At 75.4% G+C, this 12,451-nt stretch carries 10 protein-coding genes, 1 tRNA gene and 1 other RNA gene; 9 read left to right on the top strand and 3 right to left on the bottom strand.

Going from position 1 to position 12,451, the window contains the following annotated elements; translation table 11 throughout:
* Positions 1–2: 2 nt before the first annotated feature.
* The 6 genes from AOM04_RS03880 to AOM04_RS03855 all read left to right on the top strand — a co-directional run bounded on the left by AOM04_RS03880 (position 3) and on the right by AOM04_RS03855 (position 7,021).
* Positions 3–443, top strand: coding sequence for a VOC family protein (locus AOM04_RS03880; protein ID WP_062462663.1), 441 nt, complete (start codon positions 3–5; stop codon positions 441–443).
* Positions 444–515: 72 nt separating this feature from the next.
* On the top strand, positions 516–3,230 hold the full coding sequence (locus AOM04_RS03875; protein WP_062462661.1) for a helix-turn-helix transcriptional regulator: 2,715 nt from the start codon (positions 516–518) through the stop codon (positions 3,228–3,230).
* Between the two features lie 110 nt (positions 3,231–3,340).
* A complete protein-coding gene (locus AOM04_RS03870; RefSeq protein WP_062462658.1) occupies positions 3,341–4,165 on the top strand; it encodes an alpha/beta fold hydrolase in 825 nt (274 codons plus the stop codon).
* A 12-nt stretch (positions 4,166–4,177) separates the two neighbouring features.
* Positions 4,178–4,999 carry an alpha/beta hydrolase gene (locus AOM04_RS03865; protein WP_062462654.1) on the top strand — a complete coding sequence of 274 codons (822 nt, stop codon included), beginning with the start codon at positions 4,178–4,180 and terminating at the stop codon, positions 4,997–4,999.
* A 20-nt stretch (positions 5,000–5,019) separates the two neighbouring features.
* Complete coding sequence (locus tag AOM04_RS03860) at positions 5,020–5,841, top strand: alpha/beta fold hydrolase (RefSeq protein ID WP_062462651.1); 822 nt, start codon at positions 5,020–5,022, stop codon at positions 5,839–5,841.
* An 82-nt stretch (positions 5,842–5,923) separates the two neighbouring features.
* Positions 5,924–7,021 (top strand): FUSC family protein, encoded by a 1,098-nt coding sequence (locus AOM04_RS03855; protein WP_062462647.1) that lies wholly within the window; start codon positions 5,924–5,926, stop codon positions 7,019–7,021.
* On the opposite strand, the gene AOM04_RS03850 is transcribed toward AOM04_RS03855, so the two are convergent.
* Positions 7,018–7,587, bottom strand: coding sequence for an NADPH-dependent FMN reductase (locus tag AOM04_RS03850; protein ID WP_062462645.1), 570 nt, complete (start codon positions 7,585–7,587; stop codon positions 7,018–7,020). The two genes, AOM04_RS03855 and AOM04_RS03850, sit on opposite strands and share 4 nt — an antisense overlap.
* A 230-nt stretch (positions 7,588–7,817) precedes the next feature.
* On the opposite strand from AOM04_RS03850, the gene AOM04_RS03845 reads away from it, so the two are divergent.
* Complete coding sequence (locus AOM04_RS03845; RefSeq protein ID WP_169816408.1) at positions 7,818–9,413, top strand: hypothetical protein; 1,596 nt, start codon at positions 7,818–7,820, stop codon at positions 9,411–9,413.
* 14 nt (positions 9,414–9,427) lie between these two features.
* On the opposite strand, the gene AOM04_RS03840 is transcribed toward AOM04_RS03845, so the two are convergent.
* Complete coding sequence (locus tag AOM04_RS03840; RefSeq protein ID WP_062462638.1) at positions 9,428–10,093, bottom strand: LytR C-terminal domain-containing protein; 666 nt, start codon at positions 10,091–10,093, stop codon at positions 9,428–9,430.
* Between the two features lie 30 nt (positions 10,094–10,123).
* Positions 10,124–10,211 (bottom strand) — tRNA-Ser (locus AOM04_RS03835).
* A 133-nt stretch (positions 10,212–10,344) separates the two neighbouring features.
* Here AOM04_RS03835 and ffs point away from each other — a divergent pair.
* An RNA gene (ffs, locus tag AOM04_RS03830) (signal recognition particle sRNA small type) lies at positions 10,345–10,441 on the top strand.
* Positions 10,442–10,505: 64 nt separating this feature from the next.
* Positions 10,506–12,437: a DNA polymerase III subunit gamma and tau gene (locus AOM04_RS03825; protein WP_062462635.1), complete on the top strand. Its 1,932-nt coding sequence runs from the start codon at positions 10,506–10,508 to the stop codon at positions 12,435–12,437.
* Positions 12,438–12,451: the final 14 nt, after the last annotated feature.

The raw sequence follows: 12,451 nt of genomic DNA, 5'->3' as shown, positions 1-12,451 counted from the left end.
CCATGGCGATCATCCGGCTCGATCACACCACCGCCGCGGTGGAGGACCTCGACGCCGCGATCGGCTTCTTCGCGGCGCTCGGCATGAGCCTCGAGGGTCGCGCAGAGATCCACGGCGCGTGGGTCGACCGGGTGACCGGGCTCGACGGCACGCGCACCGAGATCGCGATGATGGTGACCCCGGACGGCCACGGCCGGCTCGAGCTCACGCGGTGGGACTCCCCCGCGCCGCCCGCGCGCGACCCTGCCGCGGTGAACGCGCTCGGATGGGGCAACATCATGCTCACCGTCGACGACATCGACGCGGCGGTGGCCGCCGCCGAGGCGCACGGCGCCACGCTCGTGCGGGACGTCGTGCGCTACGAGGACGCCTATCGCCTCTGCTACCTGCGCGGACCGGAGGGCCTCGTGGTCGCGCTCGCCGAGCCGCTCGGCCCGGAGTAGACCCCGCACCAGGCACTATTCCGATTCGTCCGATTCGGCTAGCGTGAGCGCATCGACGCATCCGAGGGGTTCGTGGGGCGCGAGGACGAGCTCGAGAGCCTCCACGCGCTCCTCGCGGGCACCCGCAACGCGGACGCATCCGCGCTCGTGATCCACGGCGACCCGGGGATCGGCAAGACCACCCTCCTCGAGTCTGCGCTCGCGCGGAGCACCGGGCTGAGGGTGCTGCACGCACCCGGCTTCGCGGTCGAGAGCGCGCTTCCCTACTCGGGGCTTCAGCGCCTGGGCCGCCCGCTCGCCCACCTGATCGACGGGCTCGCGGCGGGGCAGGCCCGCGCCCTCCTGATCGCCGCCGGGCTCGCGGACGGACCCGCGCCGGAGCGCGCCCTCGTCGGTCTCGGCATGCTCTCGCTGCTCGCTCTCGCCGGCGACGAGGAGCCCACCGTGTGCGTGATCGACGACGCTCACCGCCTCGACCGCGAGTCGCTCGAGGTGCTCGGCTTCGTGGCCCGCAGGCTGTCGGCGGAGCGCGTCGGGATGGTGTTCGCGGCGCGGCCGGAGGAGTCCACGATGCGAGCGTTGGCGGGCATCCGCGAGATCCCCCTCGCGGGCCTCGATCCGGACGCTGCCGCCGCCCTGCTGCGCGCCGGCGTCGACGCCGAGATCGACCCCGGGGTGATCGCGGGCATCGTCGCCACGACGGGCGGAAACCCGCTCGCGCTCACCGACCTCGGGACGCGATGGAGCGCGGAGGAGCTGACGGCGGCGGCCCTGGCGCACGCGCCGATGCCCGTCGGCGAGCGGCTCGAGGGCCACTACTCGCGCGCCGCCGGCCTCCTGCCGGAGCCGACGCGCCGGTGGCTCGTGGTCGCCGCGGCCGAGTCGACGGGCGACGCCTCGGCGATCCGCGGGGCGGCGGCGACGCTCGACCTCCCGCCGGACGCGTCCGCCCCTGCCGAGCACGAGCGGCTCGTCGAGGTCCGCGAGTCGGTGCGGTTCCGCCATCCGCTGGTGCGGTCGGCGGTGTACGCGAGCGCGACCGATGCCGACCGTCGGGCCGCGCACGCCGCGCTGCGCGCCGAGGCCGTGGCACGCGGCCGCCCGGAGGTGGCCGCGTGGCATGCGGCGGCCGCGAGCGGAGGCCCTGACGAGGCCGTGGCGGCGGAGCTCGAGCACGTCGCTGACCTCGCCGGCGCGCGCGGCGGCCTCGAGTCCCGCGCCCACCTCCTCGCGCGCGCCGCGGACCTGTCGACCTCGGCGCCCGGCCGCTCCCGCCGCCTCGTCCGCGCGGCGGAGGCGGCGGTCGGCGGAGGTGCCGCCACGCTCGCACGTCAGCTCCTCGCGCAGGTCGACCCGAACGCCCTCGCACCCCGGGATCGCGGCACGATGCGCATGGCGGAGGCCGCCTGCATCGCGTACCTCACGGACGTGCCCCGGATGCACACGGTCGTCGCGACCTTCGTCGCCGCCGCAGACCACTTCCGCCCCGTCGAGCCCGCGCTCGAGCAGGCGGCGCTGCTGCAGGCGCTCAACTCGGCGCTCAGCACCGAGCACGGGGCGGCGGGATGGCCGCTCCGCACTCTCGCGGGACGGCTCAACGAGGCGGCCGTGGCGCTGCCCGGCCCGGTGGCGAGCGCGCTCGAGGCGGCGGCGTCGCTCGCGCTCGACGACTACGAGACCGCCGCGCCCCTGATGCGCGCGATGCTGGCCCGGCTCGACGCGATGGCGGACGACGAGATCGCCGCCTTCGCCTTCTACGCGGTGGTCCCCTCGGTCGGGCTGTGCGACTTCGAGGCTGCCGCGATCCTGCTGCGGCGTATCGCTCGTGCCTGCCGTGCGCGCGGCGACCTGCGCAGCGTCGACGGCCTGTACTGGGTGCTGAGCGCGCTCGAGCTGTCTCGGAACAACCCGCGCCTCGCCGCGGACTACATGGGCCGGTCCGTCGAGCTGAGACGGTCGCTCGGCTACGGCGACGAGCTCACCGTCAACGCCGCGCTCGCGATCTGGCAGGGCCTGCCGGACGACGAGGCGGCCGCGCTCGAGGACGGCATGCGCGCCGCGAGCTTCGGGGGCGTCGCCCGCATGGCCGCGGGGGCGCGCGCGATCAGGGAGATCGCGCGGGGCGACTACGCACGCGCCACCGTGCGGCTCGCCGCGCTCGTCGACGACCCCTACCTGCAGGCCAGCCACCACCACGTGCCCGAGCTCGTCGAGGCGGCGGTCCGCAGCGGCGACCAGGACCGGGCCCGGGCGGCCGCCGCGTGGCTCGCGCGCGTGGCCCGCGCCGCGCCCGGTGACTGGACCCGAGCCATGGCGCTCCGTGCTGAGGCGCTGCTCGCGGACGACGCGCATGCCGAGGCCTCGTACCTCTCCTCGATCGCGCTGCTGAGCGCGGACGGGTACCGGGGCGAGAGGGCGAGGGGCCGGCTGCTGTACGGCGAGTGGCTGCGCCGGGTGCGGCGGCGCGCCGATGCCCGCGCCCAGCTGACCCAGGCGCTGGCCGACCTGGTCGCCGTCGGCGCCACCGCCTTCGCGGAGCGGGCGCGCCGCGAGCTCGCCGCGCTGGGCGCCCCGTCCGGCGGGGACATCCCACCCCCGGACGCGGGCCCCCTCAGCGCGCAGGAGGCCCGCATCGCGCGGATGGCCGCCGGCGGGGCGACGAACGCCGACATCGGCGCCGCGCTGTTCATCAGCGCGAACACGGTCGACTACCACCTCCGCAAGGTGTTCCGGAAGCTCGGCGTCACGTCGCGCCGCCAGCTCGGCGAGCACCTGCCCCGCGCGTGAGCGCGTAGCCGCCCGCGCATCGTCCCCCGACGGACTACGCGCGACGCGTGGTGCGCATCCTCCTCGTCCCGGCGCAGCCTGACGGCACCGGACGATGCGAGGGAGGGGCCATGCCGTACGTCACCACCGAGGACGGGGCGCAGATCTTCTACAAGGACTGGGGCGCCGGCGGCAGCTCGGTCCTGCTCAGCCATGGCTGGCCGCTGAGCTCCGACGCGTGGGAGGCGACCGCGCTGTTCCTCGCGACCCACGGCCACCGCGCGATCGCGCACGACCGGCGCGGCCACGGCCGGTCGACGCAGACGTGGGACGGCAACGAGATGGACACGTACGCCGACGACCTCAAGTGCCTCATCGAGCACCTCGACCTCACCGACCTCACGCTGGTCGGGCACTCCACCGGTGGGGGCGAGATCGCGCACTACGTGGGGCGGCACGGCTCGGCGCGCGTGGCCAAGGTGGTGCTCGTGTCGGCCGTGCCGCCGCTCATGCTGCGCACCGACGACAACCCGGGCGGCCTCCCGATCGACGTGTTCGACGGGCTCCGCGCCGGCGAGGCCGCCAACAGGTCCCAGCTCTACCGCGACCTCGCGGACGGGCCCTTCTACGGGCACAACCGCTCCGGCGAGGTGCCCCAGGGCACGCGCGACGCGTTCTGGCTCCAAGGTCTCGCGTCGGGCACCCGCAACGCGTACGAGTGCATCGCGGCGTTCTCGGCGACCGACTTCCGACCCGACCTCGCCGCGATCGACGTGCCGACCCTCGTGATCCACGGCGACGACGACCAGATCGTGCCGATCGACATCTCGGGCCGCCTGTCCGCCGCGCTCGTCCCTGACGCGACGCTGCTCGTGTACGAGGGCGGCGCGCACGGCCTCCCCGACACCGACCGCGAGCGCCTCCACGCCGACCTGCTCGCATTCATCGACTCCTGAAAGGACGCCGCCATGACCGACGCACCCGACACCGTCGTCCTCATCCATGGGCTGTGGATGACCCCTCGCAGCTGGGAGCACTGGCGCACGCGCCTCGAGGCGCGCGGGCTCACCGTCCTCACCCCCGCCTACCCGGGGTTCGAGGGAGAGGTCGAGGCGCTGCGCGCCGACGACACCCCCATCGCCGAGGCGGAGGTGCCCGCCACGCTCGACCATCTCGCCACGGTCATCGAGGCGCTGCCGCGCCCGCCGATCCTCATGGGCCACTCGTTCGGCGGCGCGCTCACCCAGCTGCTGCTCGCGCGCGGGCTCGGAGCGGCCGGGGTCGCGATCGACTCGGCCCCGCCCGAGGGTGTGCGCGTGACGCCCCTGTCGCAGGCACGGTCGCTGTTCCCGGCGCTCAAGAACCCGGCCAACTTCCGCCGCGCCGTGGGCTTCACCAAGGAGCAGTTCCACTACGCCTTCACCAACACGCTGTCCCGCGAGGAGTCCGACGCGGCGTGGGACCGCTACGCCATCGCCGCTCCCGGCAACTGGGTCTGGGCCTACGGCCTCCTCGCCAACTGGCGGCCGGGGCACCAGGAGACGTACGTCGACTACACGGTCGACCGCGCGCCGCTGCTGTTCATCGCGGGCGAGAAGGACCACATCATGCCGCCCGCGGTGAACCGCTCCAACGCCAGGCACTGGCGCCGCTCACCCGCGCTCACCGAGTACCGGGAGCTTCCCGGCCGCGACCACTGGACCTGCGCCGCCCCCGGGTGGGAGGCCGTGGCCGACCTCGCGCTCGACTGGGCGCTCGAGCACGCAACCGCGCAACCCGCCGCGGCCTGACCCTCACCAAGGAGACACCGATGTTCCGCAAGCCCCGCCGGCCGGCCCTGACCGCCGCGCTCGCCACCGTCCTCGCCCTCACCCTCGGAGCCGCCGCCTGGCCGGCCTCCGCGACCGACGCCGCTGCGCATCGCGCGACGCCGAAGCCCACGATCGTGCTCGTCCACGGCGCCTTCGCCGACTCCAGCGGGTGGGCCGCCGTGCAGACGCGCCTCTCCAAGGACGGGTACCCCGTGATCGCGTTCTCCAACCCGCTGCGCGGCGTGGAGTACGACGGCGCGTATCTCGCCTCGTTCCTCACCACGATCGACGGACCCATCGTGCTCGTGGGCCACTCGTACGGCGGTGCGGTCATCACGCAGGCGGGTGCGACCGACACGGATGTGAAGTCCCTGGTCTACATCGCGGCGTTCGCTCTCGCGCCGGGCGAGTCGGTCCAGCGGGCCAGCGCCCTCGACGGGGGGTCCAACGACCTGCCGGCGAACCTCGTCCTCCGGCCGGGCCCGGACGCGAACCCCGAGAATCCCGACGCCTACATCGACCCCGCCACCTTCCCGCGGCTGTTCGCGCAGGACGTGCCGGAGGCGACGGCCAGGACGATGGCGGCCACGCAGCGACCGGCAGCGCTCGCCACACTCGGGCTGCCCGCCACGCAGGCGGCGTGGCAGACGATCCCGAGCTGGTACATGGTCGCGAAGTACGACCGGATCATCCCCCCGGTCGCGGAGCGCGCGATGGCGAAGCGAGCGCACGCGACGACCGTCGAGGTGCCGACATCGCACGTGCCGATGATCAGCCGACCCGACAAGGTCGTGGCCCTCATCGAGGCGGCCGCCAAGTAGGTGGGCCCGGCGGCGGGCGACGCGTCGCCCGCCGCCCGCGCGCGTCCGCCTGTGGCACGCTGGGAGCGACCCCGGAGGCCCCATGACGGACGATGCGCACGCACCCCGGACGGTCGGGCGCGCCTGGGCGGGCGGCGCCCGACGCGCCTTCGTGAGCCTCGGGCAGGTGCGACCGGTCGAGGGCCCACGATGGCCGCTCGCGCTGCAGGCGGCACTGTCGATGGCGCTGCCGGTCGCGATCGGGGTGGCGTCCGGCCACGCGAGCGTGGGGCTCATCGCGTCGAGCGGCGCGTTCGCGTGTCTGTACGCGTCGGATCGCCGGCCGCTGGACCGCGTGCGGATCCTGCCGATCGTCGCGACGGTGCTGACGCTGTGCACGGCGCTCGGGTCGCTGACGGGGCCGTGGCCGCTGCTGTCCGCAGCGGGCCTCGTCGCCGTCGCGGTGGGCGCCGCGGCGATCACCCACGCGTTCTCGGTCGGGCCTCCCGGACCGCTGTTCCCCGTCCTCGCCTACGGGCTGGCCTCGCACCTCAGCGTGCTCGAGGGCGGCGCGCGGCACACGCCCCCGGGCACCCTGATCGCGGCGTACGCGGCAGGCAGCGCGCTCGCGTGCGCGATCGCGGCCGCCTCGCTCGCGCGGCCCCTCAACCGCCGGGGCCCGGCGTCGTCGTGGCGTCGGCTCCTGCGCGGGCCGCGCTGGGACCCGGTCTCGACCGAGCTGCTCGTCCGTGCGCTCATCGTCGCCATCGTCGGCACCGGGGTGAGCCTCGCGGTGGTCGACCCGGCGCGCGCCTACTGGACGGTGTCCGCGGGCCTCGCGGTGATCGGGTCGCGTCCGGGACGCCGGCACGCCGCGCAGCGAGGCCTGCACCGCATCGTCGGCACCGTCGCGGGCGCGCTGCTCTACGTCGCGGTGGCCGCGGCGTTCTCCCCGCCGCCGCTCGCGCTCGCCGCGATCCTGGGCGCGCTGCAGTTCGGGGCGCAGATGCTGGTGGTGCGCCACTACGCGCTCGCGCTCGTGTGCATCACCCCGAACGTGCTGATCCTGTCGGGCGCGGCACGCGGCGTCGATCCCACGATGACGGTGGTGACGGAGCGCGTGATGGACACGGTCGTCGGCGCGGTGCTGGGAGCGGCCACCGGGCTGCTCCACCGGCCCGCGCCCCGACCACCGGGCTAGCGGGCGCCCCGCGCCTCCCGCATCGCGACGGCCCACCGCTCGAGGTCGGCGAGCATCGCGTCGAGCCCGTGCTCGTGGTGGGCGTTCGGGGTGACGGCGTAGCCGTCGAAGTCGTCCCGGTTGTTGAGGGTGGTCTGCGCGCGCACGTGCGCGATGCCGACGCAGCTGAGCACGGTGCGGAGCTGCTCCGCGGATCGCAGCCCGCCGCCGTTGCCATAGCTGACGATGGCCGCGGCCTTGTCCTGCCACTCGGACCACAGGTAGTCGATCGCGTTCTTGAGCGCGGCCGGCAGCCCGTGGTTGTACTCGGGAGTGACGAACACGAACGCGTCGTAGGGCGCGATCACCTCCGACCAGGCGCGCGTGTGCGCGTGCTCGTAGACGCCGGTGCTCGCGGCGGCCGGCTCGTCGAGCAGCGGGAGCGGATGATCGCGCAGGTCGACGATGCCGTAGGCGGCGTCGCGCCCCTGCGCCCGTCCGTGGACCCATGCCGCGACGGATTCGCCGCGCCGGCGGGGCCGCGTGCTGCCGACGATGACCGCGATGCGCAGGCTCGGGAGGCTCATGCCCGCATCCTCGCCCGCCGGATGGTGACGGGTCAACGGTCGCGGGCCCGTGCACCCGTCGGCCCGCGCAAGGCTGTGGGCAACGCCACACCGCAACTTGGTCACGGTTGGGTAAAGAACAGGCGTACAGTGGCGCCCGGGAAGCCGTGAGGATGGCGCCCCGCGAGGCCCTCGGGCCCCGACTTCCACCCCCGGCAGCGTCGCCGGGACCGAGGAGGACCATGACCGGCGTGACCACCCCCCTGCAGCATCGCCCGCGCGCCCGGACGCGCGCCGGGGACGGGACGGGACGCCGGACCGACCGCGGCGCTCGCATCGCCTCCGTGGTGCTCGCGGCGGCGCTCGTCGCTGTCCCCCTCGGGATCGTCACCGTCAACGGGATCGTCGCCGACGGCGCCGGCCGAGTCGCCGACGGCGCCTCGCAGGTCGCGGACGGCACCGCGCAGCTGAGCGCCGGCGCGCTCGAGCTCGCGGACGGCACCACGCGGGTGGACGACGGCGCGGCGCGCGTCGCGGACGGCGCCACCCAGGTCGACGACGGGGCGGCGGCATACGTCGACGGCGTGACCCGGTTCACCGCGGGCGTCGACGAGTACCTCGCGGGCGTGGGGACGCTCACCGGCGGCTACGATGCGCTCGCCGACGGCGCGCACGCCTACCTCGGCGGCATCACGCGCGCCGCGCACGGCGCCGCACGGCTCGACGACGCCGCGGCCACGGCCGCCGGGTCGGCGCGGACCCTCGCGTCGGGTGGGGCGACGCTCGCCGAGGGGCTCGCGCCGCTCGCGACCAGCACCGCGGACGCGTCCACCGCGGCGTCCGCGCTCGCGACCGCGACCGAAACCGGCGCACGGGCCGCCACCGGGCTGAGCGACAGCACGGCCAGACTGGCGTCGGACGCCGCGATCGTCGCCTCCGACGCGGCGGCCACCGACCGGCTCCTCGCCGACGCCGCCACCGCCGCCGACGCGCCGCTCACCGAGGACGGGTCGATCTCCGCCCTCACCGCGGCGATCGCGGCGGCACGCGCGACCGGCACCGTGGACCCCGCCGTCCTCGAGACCCTCGAGAAGGCCGCCGCGGCGGTCGCCGCCGACGCGACCGCCGCCTCCGAGGCCGTCGGAGCCGCCTCGACCTCCGCGGCGCGGGCCGACGCCGGCGCGACCACGCTCGCCGGTGGGGCCGGCGCCCAGGCGTCGGCCGCATCGTCCCTCGCGACGGACGCGAACGCCCTCCGCGACGGCGCGACCGGGCTCGCCACCGGCCTCGAGACCATTGCGGACGGCACCGCGGCGGCGTCCGCGGGCGCGACCCACGTCGCGGAGGGCGCGGACGCCCTCGCCGCGGGGCTCGACCGGCTCGCGGGTGGCGCCGGGAACCTCGCGGACGGGCTGGGCACGCTCGACGCCACGGGCGGCACCATCGCGACCGGAATCGCGACGCTCGGCGGAGGCGTGGAACGCCTCGACTCGGGCGCCTCGACCCTGACGGACGGCGCGGGCGAGCTCGCCCGGGGCGGCGCGAGCCTCACGGATGGCACCGGGCTGCTGGCGGCCGGCGCGACGGAGCTCGCGGACGGCACAGACCAGCTGGCGGGCGGCGCGACGCGGCTCGTCGACGGCACGGCGCGCCTCGAGGACGGCGCCGCCACCCTCGCGGACGGCACGGACACCCTCGCGACGGGCGCGTCCCAGGCGGGACCGGACGGGCTCGGCCGGGTCCTGCTCGCGGTGGGAGCGGTCGCGGCGCTCGGGGCGGCCGGGATCGCGGGCGCGCGGACGATGCGCCGCATGGGCGCGCGCGGGACAGCGCCGGCGGCGGCCTGAGGAACCCGCCCGGCCTACTTCTTCTTGTCGAGCGGGTTCTCGGGCAGCGTCCGCGGCCCGGGCTCGGGGGTGACGAGCGTCGCCGGCAGGCACTCCGCGTTGGCCGAGAGCTGGAGGTCCATGTCCAGCTCCGGGGCGAGCGTCGAGCGCAGCCCGCCGCCGTCCGCGTACTTCGAGCCGAGCACCACGTCGACGAGCGATCCCTCACGGTTGTCGTACGTCATCACGACGTCGCCGTCGAAGTTGCGCGCGACGGTGTAGGCCTGGCGGATGCCGTCCGTGCCGAAGTACAGGCGCACGAAGCCGTCGTAGGTCCTGCCCCAGTTCGCGGTGCTGACGACCTTGTAGTTGCGGTTCTTGAGGTCGCCGGCCACCGTGCCGGCCAGCCCGTTCGTGTCGGTGCCGTTGAGCACGCGCACCGCGACGTTCTTGGCCTTCATCGGGGTGCTGCCGTGCGGCGGGCACACGAGCGTGACGCTCGCGTCGTACGAGCCGGCGGGGGTCACGAATGCCTGGGAGAACGGTCCCTCGACGTCGCCCTTGTAGACGGCCGCGGCGAACAGCGCGGAGAAGGCGAGCGCGATGACGAGCACGCCGAACACGATGATCTGGCGCTCGCGACGGTGGCGGCGCACCTGCGCGCGACGGGCGTCGGGGCGTCCGTTCGCTCGCTCGGTCACAGGCACCATCCCGTCATGGGTCAGGACAACTGGCGGAGGATGGGGGATTCGAACCCCCGAGGGCTTGCACCCAACACGCTTTCCAAGCGTGCGCCATAGGCCACTAGGCGAATCCTCCAGGCGCGGCAATGGTACACGGCTTGAGGCCCGACGTCGAAACGCCATCGCGTGCCACCCGGCGGGCCCGCGCATCGTCCCTCCGGTAGGCCCACGGCCGCACGGACCTGTCCGCGGCGGCCGCTAGACTGGTCGGCGACCCCCCACGTGGCGATACCTCGCCCAACTCCCCCAGGTCGGGAACGAAGCAAGGGTAAGCGGGCTCTGTCGGGTGCGTGGGGGGTCCTCTCACGCCCCGACGCGCCTGTGGACAAGGCCGTTCACGCCGTCGGAGGGCCCCACTAGAGTCGTACCCGTGACCACCGCCCTGTACCGCCGCTACCGTCCCGACACCTTCGCGGACGTCGTCGGGCAGGAGCACGTCACCACGCCCCTCATGCAGGCGCTGCGCGCCGACCGCGTCAACCACGCGTACCTGTTCTCGGGACCGCGCGGGTGCGGCAAGACCACCTCGGCGCGCATCCTCGCCCGCTGCCTCAACTGCGCACAGGGCCCCACCGACACCCCGTGCGGCACGTGCGACTCGTGCCTCGAGCTCGCGCGCGGCGGCGCCGGCTCGGTCGACGTGGTCGAGATCGACGCGGCCTCGCACAACGGCGTCGACGATGCGCGTGAGCTGCGCGAGCGGGCGGCGTTCGCGCCGGCGCGCGACCGCTACAAGATCTTCATCCTGGACGAGGCCCACATGGTCACCACCCAGGGCTTCAACGCGCTGCTCAAGCTGGTCGAGGAGCCGCCGCCGCACGTGCGGTTCATCTTCGCGACCACCGAGCCGGACAAGGTCATCGGCACCATCCGCTCGCGCACCCACCACTACCCGTTCCGCTTGGTGCCGCCGCCGGTGCTGCAGGGCTACCTCGAGCAGCTGTGCGAGGCCGAGGGCGTGACCGTCGCCGGCGGCGTGCTGCCGCTTGTCATCCGCGCGGGCGGCGGCTCGGTGCGCGACACCCTCTCGGTGCTCGACCAGCTCATGGCGGGCTCGGACGACTCGGGCGTCACCTACGACCGCGCGATCGCGCTGCTGGGGTTCACCGACGCGACGCTGCTGGACGACGCGGTCGACGCGATCGCCGCCGCCGACGGCGCATCGCTGTTCGACGTGGTCGAGCGCGTGATGTCCACCGGGCACGAGCCGCGGCGCTTCGTCGAGGACCTGCTCGAGCGGCTGCGCGACCTCATCGTGCTGTGCGCCGCCGGGGACGGTGGGGCGCGGGCGCTCGGATCGCTGCCCGAGGATCAGCTCGCCACGATGCGCGACCAGGCCCGCCGCCTGGGCCTCGCGCGCGCGTCCGCCGCGGCGGACCTCGTCAACGACGCGCTCACCCGCATGGTGGGCGCGACCTCGCCGCGCCTGCACCTCGAGCTGCTGTGCGCCCGCCTGCTCGCCTCGGACCCGGGAGCGGTCGCGGCGGCGCCCGGCGTGCCCGTGGTCGCGGCGCCGGTCGCGCCCGCTGCACCCGCGCCCGCGGCGCCCGCACCCGCTGCAACTGCACCCGCCGCACGCACCGAGAGCGCCGCCCCGACGCCGAACCCCGCGCCCGAGCGGAACCCCGAGCCGGCTCCCGTCGCCACCCCGGCACCCGCACCGGCCGTTGCCCCCACTGCCGCTCCGGCTCCCGCGCCGGCTGCCGAGCCCGCACCCGCAGCGCCTGCCGCGTCCGCGGGCGGCACGGCCGCCGACACCGAGCTCGTCCGCCGCCGCTGGCCCGAGGTGCTCGGCACGCTCGAGCGCTGGCGCGTCACCTGGACCCTCGTGAGCCAGAACGCCCAGGTGTCGTCGGTGCAGGACGGCACGCTGTCGCTCGCGGTGTCCAACCCCAACCTCATCGCGATGCTCGACGGCGGCAAGCACGCCGAGAACCTCCAGCTCGCGATCCGCGAGACCCTCGGGATGCAGCTGCGCATCACCGCCGTGGCGGGACCAGCCGCCGCTCCGGCCCCTCGTGCGGCGGCGCCCGCCGCGCCCGCCGCTCGCCCCGCATCGTCCCCCGCGCCCGTCGCGAGCCCCGCCCCGGCGCCGGCTCCCACCCGCCAGGCGCCCGCCCCGGCCGCCGCGCCCGTCCCCGCGAACGAGCCGGCCCCGCCGTGGGACGTGCCGCCGCCGGACGACGAGCCGCCGTACTTCGAGGAGGAGATCTCGGAGGACGACGCGCGTCCGGACGACGCCGGGCTCAGCGCCGCGGAGATCCTCGCGCGCGAGCTCGGCGGCACCGTCATCGAGGACTGACCGGCCGCCGCGCG

This window comes from Demequina soli (assembly GCF_000971195.1).
Taxonomy (GTDB): domain Bacteria; phylum Actinomycetota; class Actinomycetes; order Actinomycetales; family Demequinaceae; genus Demequina; species Demequina soli.
This window is presented reverse-complemented; position numbering and strand designations above follow the sequence as displayed.

Bases quoted from the DNA above. Each gene is read 5' to 3' on its own strand.
- AOM04_RS03855 (WP_062462647.1), top strand. From the start codon at position 5,924: ATGACGGACGATGCGCACGCACCCCGGACGGTCGGGCGCGCCTGGGCG.
- AOM04_RS03880 (WP_062462663.1), top strand. From the start codon at position 3: ATGGCGATCATCCGGCTCGATCACACCACCGCCGCGGTGGAGGACCTC.
- AOM04_RS03860 (WP_062462651.1), top strand. From the start codon at position 5,020: ATGTTCCGCAAGCCCCGCCGGCCGGCCCTGACCGCCGCGCTCGCCACC.
- AOM04_RS03870 (WP_062462658.1), top strand. From the start codon at position 3,341: ATGCCGTACGTCACCACCGAGGACGGGGCGCAGATCTTCTACAAGGAC.
- AOM04_RS03850 (WP_062462645.1), bottom strand. From the start codon at position 7,587: ATGAGCCTCCCGAGCCTGCGCATCGCGGTCATCGTCGGCAGCACGCGG.
- AOM04_RS03865 (WP_062462654.1), top strand. From the start codon at position 4,178: ATGACCGACGCACCCGACACCGTCGTCCTCATCCATGGGCTGTGGATG.